Below are 16,236 nucleotides of genomic sequence, written 5' to 3' on the forward strand. Positions count from 1 at the left end.
CCTTGAAAAGGCTTTGCCCCACCCGGTCCTTGAGAGTGCCGAAGACGTGCTCGAGCGCGCGTGCGCGATAGCTGTCTCCAGCTTCCCACTAAAAATGTCGGCAAAATCCAGTAGGCTATCGTCTTCGAGTTCTATGATCGACAACTCTATCTGCGTGAGACGCTTCATTGCGCCCGCGTTTTGCTCCGTCTCCCGCTTCATCCGTATTTATAGCATGAGATCATCGCACCACCAATGGCATGCATGTGGCAGATCCCCAAAACTCGGCTCCCTCGTGTCGCGAATGTTCTAAGTTTCGGACGTCGCGTATATCCCGTCTTTTGCGACACCGCTGCGCTTGCACCCCGACACCTTTCCCAAAAGGGAACGAGAAGAGAGAAAACAGCGGCTTTGCCTAACTGTCGGATGGACATTTTGGGAGCGTCAGTTGTCGTTTAAAATCCGTTGAAAGATAACTGAGGAACCGCCGACACCGCTTGCAATGGACCTATCCGCCAAGCATCGCGGTTATCTTCGCTCCCAGCGCATCAAGGGCAAACGGCTTGGTTATCATGTCCATGTTGGTGCCCAGGAAACCGGCGCGGATGGCGGCGTTTTCGGCATAGCCGGTCACAAAGAGCACCGGCAGTTCGGGCCTGTGGGTACGCGCGATCTCAGCTAGCTGCCGACCATTCATACCCGGCAGACCAACGTCCGATACCAGAAGGTCGATTGTGCGGTCAGACGCAAGTACCGGGATCGCCTCGTTGGCGTCTTTGGCAAGGATCGTGCGGTAGGCCAGCTCGCTCAGCACTTCGTGGATGAGGACACGGACAGAGTCATCGTCCTCGACCAGCAAAACCGTCTGACCTTCACCTTCCTGAACCCGCAACGCAGCCAGCGTATCGCTACCTTCCGGCGCTTCGCCGGCCGGCAGGTAGAGCTTGACGGAGGTTCCCTCACCTGGACGGCTATGGATGCGAACCTGCCCACCCGATTGCCGGGCAAAACCATAGACCATCGACAGGCCGAGGCCGGTCCCCTGGCCGATCGGCTTGGTGGTGAAGAACGGATCGAACACCTTGGCAACGAGATCAGGCGACATACCAACGCCGGTGTCGGACACAGCAACCATGACGTATCGCCCGGCCGCAACCTCGGGCTTGGCGGTCGCATAGGCCTCATCGAGCTCGACGAGCGATGTTTCAATCGTGAGCTGTCCGCCATCGGGCATTGCGTCGCGCGCGTTGATGACTAGGTTCAAAATCGCATTCTCAAGCTGGTTGGCATCGGTGACGGCAAAACCGACCTGCTCGTTGGAGACGATGGCAAGAGCGATGTTCTCCCGGATCGTCCGGCGAAGCAGATCCTCCAGCGATTGCGTGAGCGCATTTACATCGACCGGATGGCTATCGAGCGATTGCCGCCGTGAGAAGGCGAGCAGTCGCTGGGTCAGTGCTGCAGCGCGCTGTGCCGACGCCGACGCCGCATCCATGAACCGGTCCAAGTCATCAAGCCGACCAGACGCGATCCGACGCTTGATGATGTCGAGACCGCCGATGACACCGGTCAACATGTTGTTGAAGTCGTGAGCGATCCCGCCGGTGAGCTGTCCTACAGCCTCCATCTTCTGGCTTTGTCGCAGCGCATCCTCGGCACGCGCCCTCGTCGCCATTTCCGCTTCGAGATCGGCCGTGCGTTCGGCGACCTTGTCCTCCAGCGTGCGGTTAAGCCGATCGAGCGCGTCCTCGGTTTCCTTGCGCGCAGTGATGTCGATGATCGTACCGATGAAGCGGATCGCCTGGCCGTCAGCAAAGAAGCTGCCACCGCGCGCGCCAACCCAACGCGTGACGCCATCGGTCATTCCGATCGTGCGGTACTCGATGTCATAGCCGCCATCGCCAGCGGGATCGACAGCTCCGTTCAAGGCCGCCTCGACATTCGCCCGATCGCCGTCGTGAATATGCGCGAGGAACAACGCGTTATCGACGACCGTATCCGCCGGCATGCCGAACAACGCCTTGCAGCGCGCATCCCACCGGATCGTCCCGTCACGCGGATCGTGATCCCAGGTGCCGACATCGGCCGCATCGGTCGCCAGCCGCAGTCGGCTTTCACTCTCGGCAAGTTCGGTCTGCCGATCGCGCATGGCGAACTGCTTCTGACGCGACCGCATGGCGGAGGCGACAGCACTGACCAGGGATGCCTTTCCCAGCGGCCGTTCCAACACGATGCTGTTGTCGGGCCGACCAGTCGGCATTGGTCTCGTACGCGCAGCGTGATTGGTACGCTGGGCAGCGAGCAGGACAGTCGGAATGTCAGACCAGGCCGGCTGCTGTTGGAATGCCTGGCGCAGGCTCTCATTGCCCTGCTTTAACGCCTCTTCGGTGAGGAGGAGAACGCCGATACGCCAGTCGAGATGTTCTGCAACAGCACCCAAATCAGGACATATCGCGACATCATAGCCCTCGGCGTCGAGTAGCGCCTTGATGCTTGGCGCGTCCCGGCCAAATGGTGCGCAGACGAGAACGCGGTGACCTTCCGACGCCGTCTTATGATCCACCGAAGCGATCTTCCATCAAGGGTGTCTGGGCGCCGAGGTATTCCGGCGTGCCGGTGAGTACGCCTTTGAACGCGGACAGCGCTTCACCGACGCGCACGCCCTGCTGGTCGATGCGCAGTTCGCGAATGGTATCCTCATGCATGCCACCACGGTTCTTGATGACCGATATCGCCTTGCGGATGCGACCTTCGGCTTCAAAAAAGCGCAGCAGCAGCACCGTGTCAGCGACGTAGGATATGTTGAGGTTGGTTGCCATCGTACCCACCAACCCATGCTGCGGGTTGATGAGGAAGGTGACGACACCCTTCTGGCTCAAAAACGACAGCATCTCATGCATCTGCAAAATGAGCTGCTGCTCCTGCGGCATTGCGGCCATATACCCGTTGAGACTGTCGATGACGATCATGTTGGCGCCGCGGTTCTCAACCTCACTCACCACTCGCGAGGCGAACTCACCCGGCGACAGCTCGGCTGGATCGATCTGCTCGATAACAAGGCAGCCGTTATCGACATGGTTCTGCAAACCGAGATTGAAAGCGCGTGCCCGCGCCATCAGCGTGCCCACCCGCTCATCGAATTCGTAGATCGTGCACTTCTCACCACGCCGACACGCGGAATCGATATATTGCAGCGAGATCGTCGTCTTCCCGGAACCCGCCGGTCCCGTCACCAGGACGCTGGTGCCGCGCATAGGGCCACCGCCGAGCAGATTGTCGAGCTCGACCACACCGCTCGGCGTCACCTCGCCGCTGAACTCGGCATGATGGGTTGCCGCAATAAGGCGTGGGTAGATGTCGAGGCCCCCCTTGCGGATCGTCATATCATGATAACCGGCGATGAAATCGACGCCGCGCAGCTTTTGTACCTGGAGCCTTCGCCGGGCCGCGCCGAAGTCCAGGGTCAGGCGCTCCAACGTGATGACACCGTGAGCAAGACTGTGAAGGTGATTGTCGTGGCCCGTTGCGCTACCGGTCATGTCATCGACGAGTATTACCGTAGCATCACGGCCGGCGAAGAATTGCTTCAGCGCCAGCACTTGGCGGCGATAACGCAGCGGATCCTGTGCCAGCAGCCGCATCTCCGACAGGCTGTCGAACACCACCCGCCGTGGTTGCACGCGCTCGACCTCGGCCTGAATAAGCTGGACGGTCTCGCTCAGCTCCATCTCCCAGGGGTGAAGCACCGACTGCTCGCTCCCGCCGCCCAGAATTTCCGAGGCAGCGCTGAACTCGAACACGTCAAAATCGTCGATGCTCCAGCCGTGCGAGGATGCGACCACGGCCAGCTCTTCGCGGGTTTCCGACAGGGTGATGTACAGCGCCTTTTCGCCCTGCCGCACGCCTTCGCGCAGGAACTGGAGCGCGAGCGTCGTCTTGCCGGACCCCGGTGTGCCTTCAAGCAGGTAAAGACGGTTGGCCGGCAGACCGCCGGTCAGGATCGTATCGAGACCGGTATTACCGGTCGAGATTGTTGGTGCCTGGCTCATATCTTGCCCGTTGTTCGCGCTATGGCCGGTGCTTAGCCGCTTCTCGCGTGCAGAGAAACGGTCCGCAGCGGTGCAAACCTTTCGTAAGCTATTTCGAAATATGAGGGAAAATCCAAAGTTGCGTGGTGGGTATCGATGTTCTGGAAAATGTTACGGGAGCGTAACCGGTCACGAGCCGTACAAAGAACTGGTGCCCTGGACAATCTTGCCGAGCCAGGCTTTAACAGCTTCGTCCACAAGGCAGCCATTGCCTTCGATGCGCCAATCTCGCTTCTGACGCTTCTCCACGACGACACCTTGTGGGTAAAGGCCTCGACAGGCCTTGATATGCAATGCGCGCCTCGTGAAAACGGATTTTGCACGCATGCCGTTGATCGTAAGGAACTGCTTGAAGTCTGTGACGCGCACGCCGATCCGCTGTTTGCCACGCTGCTGATTGTCACCGGTAAGCCACACATCCGCTATTACATCGGAGCACCCCTGACGCTCATAGACGGTACTGACATTGGAGCTTTGTGCGTGCTGGACACACAACCGCGCGGACCTGCTTCCCGGGATCAGAAAGCGTATTTGACCGGTCTGGCGCGACAGGCGACTCAGGCAATCGAACGGAATGCTCATATCAAGGGTAGTCTGGCCGCATGATGGAAGTTGTCACTTGCATCGTGCAGGAGCATGATCTCCGCCTTGTGGCGGTGGCGATCATTGTCGCTCTGATCGGCTCTGCCGCGACCGGACAGCTCTTCGGGCGTATTCTCGCATCGCGCGGGAAAAGCCGCGCCGGATGGATCGCACTGTGTTCGGTGGGTACAGGCACGATGGTCTGGTGCACGCATTTCGTCGCGATGATGGGGTTTCAGGCTGGCGTGCCGGTCAGGCTCGATCCGGTCCTCACTCTCGGTTCGCTCGGTATTGCAATCCTGCTTGCCGCACCGGGATTGGCCTTGGCGGCACGACGCTCGCGTTCGTTCGTGCTCATCGGTGGTGCTATCGTCGGCGTCGCCATTTCTACCATGCACTATGTCGGGATGATGGCTTACCGGATCGACGGTATCGTCGAATGGCGATGGTTCTATGTGGTTGCGTCTGTCCTGTTGTCGTCGGTGCTCTCTGCCGCAGCCTTTCACGTTTTCCGCAGCAACCGCACCGCCCGCCGTGTCATCGGAGGACTGCTGCTCGGGCTTGCGGTCGCGGCGCTGCACTTCACCGGCATGGCGGCGATGAGGATCAGCGTTCTGGTTCTGAGACCGGAACTTGGGCTCTCCGATGCCACAATGACCCAGCTCGCCCTCGGCACGGCCTGTGCCGGGCTGCTGTTCATCGGCTGCGCTGCGGTCAGTGCGCTTATCGATGGCGAAACGCAGAGCGAAGCCTATCGGCGGATGCGGCGCATGGCGCTTCATGATGGCCTGACCGACCTGCCAAACCGTTTGTGCTTCAACGAAGAACTGGCGATCCGGCGGGAGCGAAAGGGTGGAACACCCCACCTTGCGGTCGTCATGCTCGATCTGTCGCGCTTCAAGAACGTCAACGACACCTACGGTCACCAAGCCGGGGATCAGCTCCTGATGGCGCTTGCCGCACGTATGAGCGATGCGCTTCTTCCTGGCGAATGCATTGCAAGGCTTGGCGGCGATGAGTTCGCAGCGCTCGTTTCCTATACGGAGCAGGCCGAGGTCGACAGCTTTCTGGAACGTGTCGGCAAGGTCTTCACCGAACCATTCACCTTTGAGAGATTTTCCGCCTCAGTCGGTGCCAACATCGGTATCGCCTTGGCACCGCAGGATGGCACCGACGCCGACACGCTCCTCGCCCGAGCCGACCTCGCGATGTACCGCGCCAAAGGCGCGCATTCGGCTACCCCATGCTTTTACGACCCTACTATGGATGAAGCCGCGCGGGATCGGCGCGAATTGGCCAACGAGCTTCGCAACGCCGTCGCCAAGGGTGACTTCGAGCTGCACTATCAGGTTCAGGCTTCGGTCACGACTGGGGAGATCAGCGGCTACGAGGTGCTGGTGCGATGGCGGCATCCGTCCCGCGGACTGATTTCTCCTGTAATTTTCATCCCGCTCGCTGAGGAAATCGGCGCGATCATTCCGCTGAGCAACTGGATCATCGCCCAGGCCTGCTTCGAGGCCGCGCTTTGGCCGAACCGGCACGTGATCGCGGTCAACCTGTCGCCATTGCACCTGTCCGATCCTGGGTTGGTCGGAACCGTTCGCCGCGCGCTCGATGATAGCGGCCTGCCAGCGGAACGGCTGGCACTGGAATTGACTGAAAGCGCGATCATCCGCGACCGCCGTTACGCGCTCGATCAGTTGCGTGAACTCAAGGCGATGGGCATTGGCTTGGCCCTGGACGACTTTGGCGTCGGATACTCCTCGCTCGACGTGCTGCGATCATTTTCGTTCGACAGGATCAAGCTCGACAAGTCCTTCGTCGACGAGATTGAACGCGACGAACAAGCCGTCGCGCTTCTGCGCTCGATTGTGGCGTTGGGAACGACGTTGCACATTCCCGTGCTCGCGGAAGGGATTGAGGAGCCCGGACAATTGCGGATTGCGGCACGCGAGGGATGTTCGGCAATCCAGGGCTATTTGATCGGTCGACCATCGCGCGATCTTGTAGACGCCGATCAAGTGCGCTTGGTGGTCAAACATGCAAATTTCCGAGGTTCAGAGGTCAGTCTCGTCGCATAGCCGTCGGTATTTCGAGGATAGCTATCGTGGCTGGCAGCCTCAAGTCATCGCCCGGATAGGGGCGGGACCAAGGCACGGGATCTACCCACAAAGGACCGGCGATCGAGAAGGCCGGGGCCTTTCAAAAGGATGATTTAGCAGCACCGGCTTACTTAGTTGCTGATGCAGCTGCCGCCTATGATTTTGGCATCAACAGGCACGGTGGCGAGCCGGACCCCGCACTCGTCTTCAATTTGGAACTCTAGAGCAACGTGGGCCCCACCGTTCCGTATTGCATCAGCGATAAGATGCCTTGCTGATACTTCGGTCGCCGTACATGCATCCTCCAGCGTGTTAAAGTGCTGCCCTTCAGGATCGGCAATCACGCCGTTTGCTGTCATGATATGAGTAAAGAATAATGCCACCTTCCATCAACCCGCAAAATGGCCGGCAGTTTCTGTAAGCTAGCAGACAAAGCACTTCGCTTAGTCCTTGCAAACTGGTGGCTGAGTCGGCGCTCCCGAAAGGAACCGCGATTGGGACAGGCGAACGGGCATGGGGGCCGAGCTACTGCATCAGCCTGGCCATTTCCCAAAACCTGTGCCCGATTGGCTTTTCCCAAAACAGCTGAACGATGACGGAGAAACTGGAAAGCGGCAAAGTCATAAAAGTATCGAGTTCTGGCGACGTGTGCCGGTGGTCGCATTGGCTCGCGCGACCGATATGTCGTTACGTTGGTTGCAACCGCTCGGGCATACTTCATGGGCCCACGTTGAAGGAGCAACACAATGTCGGACCTCAGCCTACACGACCTGTCAAAAAAGATGGCAAAGTTGGACTTCACGATGATGGCCACTCGCTCACCCAACGGCACCTTGACAGCCCGCCCAATGAGCAACAACGGCGATGTCGAATATCGAGGCGACAGCTACTTTTTCGCCTACCAAAACTCGCGAAAAATTGCCGACCTGCGCGCCGATCCGCACGTCACGCTTAGCTATACCGGTGCAGTCGGTATGCTTGGCGGTCCCCCGCTGTTTGTAACTGTCGAAGGCACCGCTGCGCTGATCGAGGACAAAGCCGCGTTCGCCGATCATTGGACCAAGGATCTCGATCGGTACTTTCCCGAGGGCATCGACACACCCGGTGTCGTGATGATCCGTATCGATGCAAAGGCGATCCGCTACTGGGATGCTAGCGATGAGGGCGAGATCACCATTTAAGCGAGGCACCTGAAGCCTGTACCACACAGGACTTCCGCGGCGTTGTCGCGGAAGTCCTAAGTTTTGCGACAGCGTTCCTAAAATCTGTTTTCTCTCGTTTAGCGTTGTCGCAAAAGTCAGTTGCATAATACTTGAATTCGGTACAGTTATGCGACATGTTGATTGGCTACGCCCGTGTGTCCACCGATGACCAGGATCTCCGGCTGCAACGCGCTGCGTTGAAGGAGGCCGGATGCAAACGGACGTTCGAGGAAAAGATTTCGGGCGCAAAGCGTGATCGGCCCCAGCTTGCCAAGATGATCGAGCAACTGCGTGACGAAGACACGGTAGTGGTGACGCGGCTTGACCGGCTGGCACGCTCGACCCGCGACCTGCTCGATATTGCCGAGAAACTGAAGGAGGTCGGCTCCGGTTTGCGCTCGCTGGCCGAACCCTGGGCGGATACGACCTCGCCTGCGGGCCGCATGGTGTTGACCGTGTTCGCTGGCATCGCCGAGTTTGAGCGTGAGCTGATCCACCAGCGCACCAGTAGCGGTCGGATGGCGGCGAAGGCGAGAGGAGTGCGCTTCGGCCGCCCGCCCAAGTTAACTGCCGACCAGATTGCACTAGGCGAACGGCTGGTGAGTGAAGGCACATCGGTGCGTGAAGCCGCCAAGCTGCTCAAATGTCATCATGCCACGCTCTACCGCGCGCTGACCGCCGCGGCGCAAACCGGGTATGCCGCGTCCTAACGCACTGCGATCGGAAGCCTGATGCCGATCCGCCTCGAGCACGTGTTCCTCTATCCGATCGACTGGCCACAGATTTCGTACCATGTCCGCTTCGTACGCGCAGGGGGATGCTGCGAGCATTGTGGACGGCCGCATAAGCAGAAGGTGTTCCACCTCGGTGACGGCCGCTGGTGGGATCGCAGCCGGAGATACTGGCGCAACGGCAAGGGGCGGCGCACACGGCGTCCGAACGAGAACATCCTGCTAGAAGGACGCTGGACCTCGGTGGTACTCGCCTGTGCGCACCTGAACCACGATCCCAGCGACAGCGCGCTCGATCAGCTTGCGGCGTTATGTCAGCGCTGCCACATGATCCATGACGGTCCCGAGCACCGTCGCCGGCGGTGGATGAACGCGCACTACCGACGCGCGATGGGCGACCTGTTCCACGGACCCTACCCGCTGCTGGGTGCCGACTGGATCGGACCCACCCCGATCAGCATGCTCGATGACAGCAGGTCACTGTACGCAAACTTCTGACCACTGGCGTTGCTGAGCCGCAAGGCAGCGCCGAAGCCTGCTCCGGCTTGCGACTGCTGCAACTTGGCTGTACATACAATATCGTAAACACAGGAGTTGGAGTGTCGTTCGAATGGGATGACCGGAAAGCCTTATTCAACCTCGCCAAGCATGGTGTGTCATTCGAGCTGGCCAAGGAGGTTTGGAACGACCCTCTTCATGTCATTATCCCCGATCGCGTCGAGGGCGCTGAACAACGATGGCATGCACTGGGCCTGGTGGGACCGATTGTCGTGCTCGTCGTCGTCCATGGCTATCCCGATGGCGGTAACGAGGATCGCATACGCATAATCAGCGAACGCAAGGCGACAAAGCAGGAAAGGTACCGCTATGAGCAAGAAGGCGCTTAGCCCCGAATTACAAGATCAGCTCAACAAGCTGGCCGCGCTACCAGACGATCAGATCGATACGAACGACATTCCGGAGGCCTTGCCCGAAGCTTGGCTGCACGCTCGTCAGTCCGGTCTGTACCGGCCGATCAAGAAGCCGGTTACACTTCGCCTTGATGCCGATGTGGTGGCCTGGTTCAAAGAACACGCGCGGGATCATGGATATCAGACTGAGATCAACCGCGTGCTACGCCGCTATGTGTCTGAGGCACAGGCCTGACACAGGGTTTTGACAGCAAGACCCACAAGCGGACACTCGGGGCGTCCCGCTCAATCACCAGCTTCAGACGTTCGTTCAGGCGCACGTTGCAGCCGCTGTAAAGGGTGGAGCGCCTTCAGCGGCAGGCGGCGGTTGGCACGTCCGCCTGAGTTACAGCCTTGGCGCATAGCAGGATCGGCATCGTCTCTATCAGCTTCAGCGACTTCACCATTCGTTCGGTGGACGTTTTGTACTTCATGAAATGCGGCGACCTGATGTGGGCTTCATAGGCGGCTCGATCCGCGTAGACCTCGAGCAAGCGGATCTGGGTCGGTTGAGCAGCAATCGCGACCGAATGTAGCATCAGCACTCCGGGCTCGAGCCGCACCGACGCCTCCTGCTCTTCGGCCAAAAGGGTTTTGTATGCGGCGAGTTGGTTGGGATCGATTTCGATCTCGGCGATCCGAACCATCAGCGGCGCGCTGGCGGCGATCGCGTCGGTGGCGGAAAGCGACAGGATCGTAGCGGATATGGCCATCAGGATCTTCCTCATCGCATGTGCTCCCCTGCAGCTTGGTACGCATCAACGATTGTGGCGTGCGCACTTCACAACGCCATCAAGCTGACATCGAAGACGGTCGCACGCCAGCATCGTCACTTCGCCCCACCGACCTGCGCCCGCTTGGCGAACACTTCCTTGGCGACCGGCAGCGCCGACATCGCGTTGGGCCAGCCTGCGTAGAAGGCAAGGTGCGTGATTACCTCGGATGCCTGTTGCTCGGTCAGGCCGTTGTCCATCGCGCGGTTGAGGTGGAAACCGATCTGCGCAACTTGGCCCGAGGCGATCAGCGCCGCGACCGTGATGTGGGTGCGGTCCCGTGGCGCGAGATCCGGGCGCAGCTACAGATCCTTGAACAGATAGTCGGTCGTGTAGTCGACCAAAGCCGGGGCGACGGCCCCGAACTGATCGCCGACCGCTTTCGCGCGCGGCACCTCTGTTGCCTCGTCCAGGGGCAGCGGGGACGGCGTCTGAGCCGGCAACTGGTCCTTGCTGATCGCGCGCTTGGCGAAGACCTCGCCCACGGGCCCCACCGCCGCCATCGCACTGCCCCAGCCCGAATAATAAGCGAGGTGCGTGATCATCTCGGATATCTCGCGCGGCTTGACGCCGTTCTCAAACGCTTGATCCGCATAATAAGTGAGTGCGCCCGCCTGTCCGCGCGCGATCAGCGCGGCGATGGTGACGAGGCTGCGGTCGCGCCGGCTGAGACCGGTACGCTCCCAAACGTCGCCGTAGAGGCGTTCCTGCGTGTACCGCTCCAGCGCCGGCGTGACAGCGCGCACCTGCTCAGGCGAGAAGCGGCGCGAGGCCAAATTGGGCTGCTGCGCGTCGGCGGTGGATGCTGACATAAAGACTCCTGCAATGACGGCGGACAAATGCTTGGCTGAGGCGATCACGACTGCACGTGCGCTGAGCCGGCCAGATACTGCTCGTCGCTCACCTGCTCCATCCAGGTCACGGCCTTGCCGTCGACGGTTTCCTGAACTGCGACGTGGGTCATGGCCTGATGCTGTGTCGCGCCGTGCCAGTGCTTGCGCTCTGCGGGGCACCACAGAATGTCACCGGCGTAAAATTCGAGCTTTGGCCCGCCCTCGACCTGCGTCCACCCGACGCCCTCGGTTACGATCAGCGTTTGGCCGGCCGGATGCGTGTGCCAGGCGCTGCGGGCGCCGGGCTCGAAGTGGACGATCGCGCCGCTGACGCGCGACGGATCGGCACGCTGGAACTGGCCGGTGATCTTGACCTTGCCGGTGAAATATTCGGCCGGGCCGTCGACCGTCTTCATGTCGCCCTTGCGGCTGATCTCCATGGTGTCGTTCCTTTGAGGTGCGGGTTGCGAAACGTCGGGTGCGAGGACGGCCGAGGCCGCGAGAAGAAGGTTGAACATCAGTGTTTCACTCCGGTTGAACGTGCCGTCGCCAGCCGAGCATCGAGCGCGGCAAGCAGCGCACCCGCGACGAGCAGCGCCGCGCTGGTCAGGAAGGTCGCGCGGTATCCGCCGGCATCGAACAGCAGACCACCGCCCGCCGCACCCAGTGTTATGGCGAGTTGCACGACCGCCACCAGCAACCCGCCGCCCGCTTCGGCGTCGTCGGGGAAGCGCCGTGCCACCCATGTCCACCAGGCGACCGGAGCGCCGGTGCCGACCACGCCCCACAGCGTCAGCAGGATGGCGGTGGGCACCGCCAACGTGCCGAAAGCGACTAATGCGCAAGCAATTGCGGCCAGCGCGACGGGCGCGACAATCAATGCCGTGGGCAGGCTGCGCGCGACAAGGCGGCCGAAGAGCCACGTGCCGAACAGTCCGCCGGCGCCCATCAGCAGCAGGATGATCGACAAGGGCGAGACGCCGAGCTGCGTCACCCCTTCGAGGAACGGCCGCACATAGGTGAACAGAGCGAATTGCCCGGCGAAGAGCACCGCTACGGCGGCCGCGCCGATACGCGCGGTGGGGCGTCGCAACATGCCGAGCGCGCTCGCGCCGGTCGTTTCCCGATCGGACGGCATCGCCGGCAGCGTCAGCCACTGCCACGCGAGGGTGACGCCCGCGAGCGGCACGACCACGAAAAACGCGCCGCGCCAGCCGATATACTGGCCAAGGAAGCTCCCGAGCGGCGCGGCCACCGTCGTTGCAAGCGCATTGCCTCCGTTGAGGAGGCCGAGCGCTCGGGGGACCTGATCCTCTGGGACCAGCCGCATCACGGTTGCCGCCGACATCGACCAGAAACCGCCGACGACGATACCAAGCAACGCACGACCGGTCATGAACACGAGGAAGTTGGGGGCGAAAGCGACGATCAGGCCCGACACCAGCATGAGAAGCGTAAGGCTGAGCAGCAGTGTGCGGCGATCTATCCCGCGCGTGAGCGTCGCGATCGACAGGCTGGTCAGCACCGCGAACAGGCCGGAAACGGCGATGGCCTGCCCCGCCGCCCCCTCGGTGAGGTGAAGGTCGGACGCGATCGGAGTGAGGATGCTGACCGGCATGAACTCCGACGCGATCAGCGTCGAGACGCAGAGCGTCAGCGCGCAAACGGCGCTCCAACCGGTTCGCACTCGGGCGTGTGGATTCGTCACCGAAACTTCGAGGACGGCGGATTGGGCCACGCTTGGTCTCCGTGAACCGTCACGGGCAGAAAGGCCCGTGACCGGTGCAGCGGATATATGCCGTCCGGCCGTGCCGAATTAGCCTAAGTCTATGCGATGAAGCGATGAGCACGGCTCATCGATCTTTCCGTCTCAGAGCCCCAGGGGTCGTAGTTCGCGGATAAGGTCTATAAGCAGACGCAGCCCTGTGGGGAGCTGCCGGCGACCCGGATAGTAGATGTGAAATCCTGCTCCGAGCGGAGCCCAGTCTTTCAGCACGAGGCGCAGTCGGCCCTCGGCGAGGAGTGCCGCGACACTTGGTTCGGGCAGGTAGGCGAGCCCGGTTCCCGCCGCAGCCAAGCTCAAGGCAAACTGCGTCTCGTCGAGCGAAACCGCGCCGGGCACCTCGATTGCAATCTCCTCCCCATCCTTCTCGAACTCCCAGCGATAGAGGCTGTCGTCCCCCAGCCTGATCCGCAGGCACTGATGCTCAATCAGCTCGCGTGGATGCGTCGGCGTGCCGTGTCGATCGAGGTAGCCGGTCGCACCGACCACGACCCAGCGAATGTCGCTCGACAGCCGTTGCGCGACCATGTCTTCGGGCACTGTCCCGCCCCAGCGTATGCCGGCATCCGCGCCTTGGGCAACCACATCGACGAGATGGTTGGAAATCGTGACATCGACTGCGATACCGGGATAGCGATCAATGAACACCGGCAGAACTGGCCCGAGCAGGAGCGAGCTCGCCTGTTCCATGACATTCAGCCTGATCCGACCAGCCGGCTCGTCGCGATAGCGGTTCAGCCCTTCGACCGCAGCCCCGATCGCGTCGAAAGGAGCGGTGAGCGCGCCGTGAAGCTCATCCCCGGCCGCAGTCAACGTGACGCTGCGGCTCGTCCGGTTGAGCAGGCGGACGCCTATGCGCGCCTCCAGGCCTTTCAGCGAATGACTGAGCGCCGACGCGCTGACACCCAGTTCCAGTCCAGCGCGGCGAAAGCTGCGGTGCTTCGCAAGGGCCAAAAAGTAGGCATAATCCGCGAGATCGGTTCGGCTGATGCGCATCTGCCGCACACTGCCGCCAGTTCCGGCTTCACGCAACTTCGCTGAGCCGCTCTCAACGCCAAGCGCGCGGTAAACGGAGTGGAGGAAAACATAGCTCGTCACCGCCGGCCAGCCAAATTTTTTTTAAGGCAGCTTTATGCAGCAAACGACTAATGTATCACGATGACCGCCAGCTTTCCCAAGGGCGCGCGCCAATGTCCGCGATCAGCTGGGGCCGCCGTCCAAATCACCGACGCATTGCACGTCGGGCTCCGTTTTCGCCATGCGTCGCAAGTCTCCGGCCCGCGCGACTATGCCCGGGAAGATCGCGTCGGGGGTGGCTGTGTAGGTCCGAAGAAGTTGCAAGGCCCAGGCATAATGCCGAGCGCCGACTTCGCAGTTGTTGCTGCCACCATCGCCCTCGCCCCATACTCTGCGCCATCCAGCTTGGCCGTCGCGCTTCAGGATGGCTTGGAAGGTGCCGACCGGGCCTTCGGCGCGGACATAGGCAACCCCACCCGGGCCCGCCCAAAGGACGCGAAACGCGCGGAAGGTGAAACGTGATCGCGCGCTATCGTCGCCCGCGTGGAGCGACTTGACGATCGCAGTGCGTTCCGGGCTTCCCGGAGCGGGTGTGTGGACGACGGGCGGCGCGGCCAGCGCCGCTGGCGCCAACGCGAGCAGCGTCGCGGCGCCTAATGAAGAGTATCGGATCATATCAACGCGTGGGACGCCACTTGGAGAATGCAGTTATATGGCCGGGACGGTCGCGGAAGACGTGGGGCGGGCCATCGCGGATAAGCGCCTCGGCATTGGGGTCATTGCTCGGATTGAACGACCATGATTCCGTGCGCTCGTTGTCGAAGACGAACCCGGCCCGGTCGTCCAGGCGGAAGGTGATGTAATCGGTCCAGTGCTGACCGCAGGCGACGCCGTTCTGGACGGTAAAGTAGCGTCCTTTGGTGGCGATCGTCGCGTCGCCGTCGAGGAATGAATCGCACTGTCCACCCTCGTCCGCCTTGAGCACGACATGATCGTTGCGTCCGACTGGAAAAAACCGACCGCTCCTGCGCTCGAAGATCATAAGGGGCCGAGCCGGAGCATCACCCGATTTCGCTCGCCCCTCCTCATCTTTACGACCCATTGCGATGATCTCGAAAGTGCGGGCTGGCTCTCCCGCTGAAACACGCGTGCTGGCGAGTACCTCGTAGCCCAACGGGAGCTGGGCTTCCATCCCCGCCGGAAGCCTCGGCGCGGCGATTGCGCCTGCCGCCGACATCACGACGAGAATTGCTATCGTGTTCCGCATCGGCGTCGAACCTCGTTGGTATATGTTACGGCCATCGCAGAAGCGATGGTATTCAAGAATTCAAGCTTGCACGAGCCACGTTGCGAAAGGGGTGCCTTTTGCACGGTTGCAACTGCCGATCAGAGGCCATTGAAGCAGCCGGAATGCTTGGCTGTAGGCCTCAACAGATCGATGCCAGGACCGGCTGGCCACGCCGATGCCTCCGCTCAGCGCAGAGTGTTGTGAGGATCGGAACATCATTAAGAAGCTTTGGTTAAGCCGTTCGTGTCAGCCAAAAACGATGTTGCCGTGCGTGCGCGAGCATCCGAAATGATTAATCGCTTCGCTGAACGAGCGGCTGATGAGGCTTCGTTTCAGGTGAACTCCAAAATCGCTACGAATGAAATTGATGCTGCGCTCGCTATGGACCAGGTGCGTCGTGCAATCATTCAAATCAACAGGCGCTAAATTATCGGCTCATTTTAGACTATTAATCAGCTACTTATCTTCTCTTTCGCAACAATTTTCCATCGCTGCGAATTGTGTTGTTCTCTTACTGCCGAGCTTATACCAGCGCGTTCCCTCAAGTACTTGAGGGCTTCCAACCTAGCCCGCGACGAAATATCGTTGCGGGCTTTTTGGTTAAGGAGGCTGAGGCTGTTGCGGTTTTTCTTCAAAAGCTGACCGGCAGCTTTCGCCCAATAGCGGATGTCCGTGAGCTCAGACGTTGTTCCATCCGTCGTTGCGGTTCGAGAAGAGGCGAGCGATAATGTTGCAAGAACCCACGTCGGAGTTACGCAGCTATGGCGGATGCACCGGTTAAAGGCCCCTCATCCTACTTCCCCTCCATCGAGAAGAAGTATGGTCGCTCGATCGCTGAATGGCAGGCGTTGGTGCGCCAGAACCTCCCGGCGAAGCACATGGATCTGGTTACCATGCTGAAAACCGAC

The 16,236-nt window shown here is 60.8% G+C and carries 19 protein-coding genes; 8 read left to right on the forward strand and 11 right to left on the reverse strand.

The window, feature by feature from the left end; genetic code table 11:
* Positions 1-487 precede the first annotated feature (487 nt).
* Positions 488-2,542: an ATP-binding protein gene (locus QBJ92_RS11815; protein WP_277969897.1), complete on the reverse strand. Its 2,055-nt coding sequence runs from the start codon at positions 2,540-2,542 to the stop codon at positions 488-490.
* A complete protein-coding gene (locus QBJ92_RS11820) occupies positions 2,532-4,028 on the reverse strand; it encodes an ATPase domain-containing protein (protein ID WP_277969898.1) in 1,497 nt (498 codons plus the stop codon). Before QBJ92_RS11820 ends, QBJ92_RS11815 begins: the two co-directional genes overlap by 11 nt.
* 147 nt (positions 4,029-4,175) lie before the next feature.
* On the opposite strand from QBJ92_RS11820, the gene QBJ92_RS11825 reads away from it, so the two are divergent.
* Positions 4,176-4,673: a GAF domain-containing protein gene (locus tag QBJ92_RS11825; RefSeq protein ID WP_277969912.1), complete on the forward strand. Its 498-nt coding sequence runs from the start codon at positions 4,176-4,178 to the stop codon at positions 4,671-4,673.
* Complete coding sequence (locus QBJ92_RS11830) at positions 4,670-6,730, forward strand: putative bifunctional diguanylate cyclase/phosphodiesterase (RefSeq protein WP_277969899.1); 2,061 nt, start codon at positions 4,670-4,672, stop codon at positions 6,728-6,730. Before QBJ92_RS11825 ends, QBJ92_RS11830 begins: the two co-directional genes overlap by 4 nt.
* 152 nt (positions 6,731-6,882) lie before the next feature.
* Here QBJ92_RS11830 and QBJ92_RS11835 read toward each other — a convergent pair whose 3' ends face one another.
* Positions 6,883-7,134, reverse strand: a complete 252-nt coding sequence (locus tag QBJ92_RS11835; RefSeq protein ID WP_277969900.1) for a DUF6894 family protein — start codon at positions 7,132-7,134, stop codon at positions 6,883-6,885.
* Positions 7,135-7,497: 363 nt separating this feature from the next.
* Here QBJ92_RS11835 and QBJ92_RS11840 point away from each other — a divergent pair, with 363 nt between their 5' ends.
* The 5 genes from QBJ92_RS11840 (at position 7,498) to QBJ92_RS11860 (ending at position 9,830) form a co-directional block, all read left to right on the forward strand.
* Positions 7,498-7,932, forward strand: a complete 435-nt coding sequence (locus tag QBJ92_RS11840) for a pyridoxamine 5'-phosphate oxidase family protein (RefSeq protein WP_277969901.1) — start codon at positions 7,498-7,500, stop codon at positions 7,930-7,932.
* A gap of 155 nt (positions 7,933-8,087) precedes the next feature.
* Positions 8,088-8,663, forward strand: a complete 576-nt coding sequence (locus tag QBJ92_RS11845) for a recombinase family protein (protein ID WP_277969913.1) — start codon at positions 8,088-8,090, stop codon at positions 8,661-8,663.
* Positions 8,664-8,684: 21 nt separating this feature from the next.
* Positions 8,685-9,182 carry a hypothetical protein gene (locus QBJ92_RS11850; protein WP_277969902.1) on the forward strand — a complete coding sequence of 166 codons (498 nt, stop codon included), beginning with the start codon at positions 8,685-8,687 and terminating at the stop codon, positions 9,180-9,182.
* Positions 9,183-9,283: 101 nt separating this feature from the next.
* On the forward strand, positions 9,284-9,571 hold the full coding sequence (locus tag QBJ92_RS11855) for a BrnT family toxin (protein ID WP_277969903.1): 288 nt from the start codon (positions 9,284-9,286) through the stop codon (positions 9,569-9,571).
* On the forward strand, positions 9,552-9,830 hold the full coding sequence (locus tag QBJ92_RS11860) for a BrnA antitoxin family protein (protein ID WP_277969904.1): 279 nt from the start codon (positions 9,552-9,554) through the stop codon (positions 9,828-9,830). The genes QBJ92_RS11855 and QBJ92_RS11860 overlap by 20 nt, the downstream gene beginning before the upstream one ends.
* Before the next feature lie 115 nt (positions 9,831-9,945).
* Here the strand turns inward: QBJ92_RS11860 and QBJ92_RS11865 are convergent, their stop codons facing one another.
* The 8 genes from QBJ92_RS11865 to QBJ92_RS11900 all read right to left on the reverse strand — a co-directional run bounded on the left by QBJ92_RS11865 (position 9,946) and on the right by QBJ92_RS11900 (position 15,277).
* Complete coding sequence (locus QBJ92_RS11865) at positions 9,946-10,362, reverse strand: putative quinol monooxygenase (RefSeq protein ID WP_277969905.1); 417 nt, start codon at positions 10,360-10,362, stop codon at positions 9,946-9,948.
* Positions 10,363-10,463: 101 nt separating this feature from the next.
* On the reverse strand, positions 10,464-10,709 hold the full coding sequence (locus QBJ92_RS11870; protein ID WP_277969914.1) for a carboxymuconolactone decarboxylase family protein: 246 nt from the start codon (positions 10,707-10,709) through the stop codon (positions 10,464-10,466).
* Positions 10,710-11,219 carry a carboxymuconolactone decarboxylase family protein gene (locus QBJ92_RS11875; protein WP_277969906.1) on the reverse strand — a complete coding sequence of 170 codons (510 nt, stop codon included), beginning with the start codon at positions 11,217-11,219 and terminating at the stop codon, positions 10,710-10,712.
* Positions 11,220-11,263: 44 nt separating this feature from the next.
* Complete coding sequence (locus QBJ92_RS11880; RefSeq protein ID WP_277969907.1) at positions 11,264-11,680, reverse strand: (R)-mandelonitrile lyase; 417 nt, start codon at positions 11,678-11,680, stop codon at positions 11,264-11,266.
* Positions 11,681-11,757: 77 nt separating this feature from the next.
* Entirely contained in the window at positions 11,758-12,978 is a 1,221-nt protein-coding gene (locus QBJ92_RS11885) for an MFS transporter (RefSeq protein WP_277969908.1), read from the reverse strand.
* Positions 12,979-13,110: 132 nt separating this feature from the next.
* Positions 13,111-14,121, reverse strand: a complete 1,011-nt coding sequence (locus QBJ92_RS11890; RefSeq protein WP_277969909.1) for a LysR family transcriptional regulator — start codon at positions 14,119-14,121, stop codon at positions 13,111-13,113.
* A gap of 102 nt (positions 14,122-14,223) precedes the next feature.
* Entirely contained in the window at positions 14,224-14,715 is a 492-nt protein-coding gene (locus QBJ92_RS11895; RefSeq protein ID WP_277969910.1) for a hypothetical protein, read from the reverse strand.
* Between the two features lies 1 nt (position 14,716).
* The gene (locus QBJ92_RS11900) at positions 14,717-15,277 is read right to left on the reverse strand and encodes a hypothetical protein (protein ID WP_277969911.1); all 561 of its coding nucleotides are present in this window, start codon (positions 15,275-15,277) and stop codon (positions 14,717-14,719) included.
* A gap of 812 nt (positions 15,278-16,089) precedes the next feature.
* Between QBJ92_RS11900 and QBJ92_RS11905 the strand changes: the two genes are divergently transcribed.
* Positions 16,090-16,236: DUF4287 domain-containing protein (locus tag QBJ92_RS11905; RefSeq protein ID WP_277969915.1), on the forward strand; the 147-nt coding region annotated here is incomplete at its 3' end.

The sequence above is a fragment of the Sphingomonas echinoides genome (genome assembly GCF_029623395.1).
In the GTDB taxonomy this organism is placed as follows: Bacteria; Pseudomonadota; Alphaproteobacteria; order Sphingomonadales; family Sphingomonadaceae; genus Sphingomonas; species Sphingomonas echinoides_A.

What these genes read in the sequence shown, in the direction of transcription:
- QBJ92_RS11830 (WP_277969899.1), top strand. Translation starts at nt 4,670, where the DNA reads ATGATGGAAGTTGTCACTTGCATCGTGCAGGAGCATGATCTCCGCCTT.
- QBJ92_RS11895 (WP_277969910.1), bottom strand. Translation starts at nt 14,715, where the DNA reads ATGATCCGATACTCTTCATTAGGCGCCGCGACGCTGCTCGCGTTGGCG.
- QBJ92_RS11840 (WP_277969901.1), top strand. Translation starts at nt 7,498, where the DNA reads ATGTCGGACCTCAGCCTACACGACCTGTCAAAAAAGATGGCAAAGTTG.
- QBJ92_RS11825 (WP_277969912.1), top strand. Translation starts at nt 4,176, where the DNA reads ATGTTACGGGAGCGTAACCGGTCACGAGCCGTACAAAGAACTGGTGCC.
- QBJ92_RS11860 (WP_277969904.1), top strand. Translation starts at nt 9,552, where the DNA reads ATGAGCAAGAAGGCGCTTAGCCCCGAATTACAAGATCAGCTCAACAAG.
- QBJ92_RS11845 (WP_277969913.1), top strand. Translation starts at nt 8,088, where the DNA reads ATGTTGATTGGCTACGCCCGTGTGTCCACCGATGACCAGGATCTCCGG.
- QBJ92_RS11875 (WP_277969906.1), bottom strand. Translation starts at nt 11,219, where the DNA reads ATGTCAGCATCCACCGCCGACGCGCAGCAGCCCAATTTGGCCTCGCGC.
- QBJ92_RS11865 (WP_277969905.1), bottom strand. Translation starts at nt 10,362, where the DNA reads ATGAGGAAGATCCTGATGGCCATATCCGCTACGATCCTGTCGCTTTCC.
- QBJ92_RS11850 (WP_277969902.1), top strand. Translation starts at nt 8,685, where the DNA reads ATGCCGATCCGCCTCGAGCACGTGTTCCTCTATCCGATCGACTGGCCA.
- QBJ92_RS11880 (WP_277969907.1), bottom strand. Translation starts at nt 11,680, where the DNA reads ATGGAGATCAGCCGCAAGGGCGACATGAAGACGGTCGACGGCCCGGCC.
- QBJ92_RS11900 (WP_277969911.1), bottom strand. Translation starts at nt 15,277, where the DNA reads ATGTCGGCGGCAGGCGCAATCGCCGCGCCGAGGCTTCCGGCGGGGATG.
- QBJ92_RS11820 (WP_277969898.1), bottom strand. Translation starts at nt 4,028, where the DNA reads ATGAGCCAGGCACCAACAATCTCGACCGGTAATACCGGTCTCGATACG.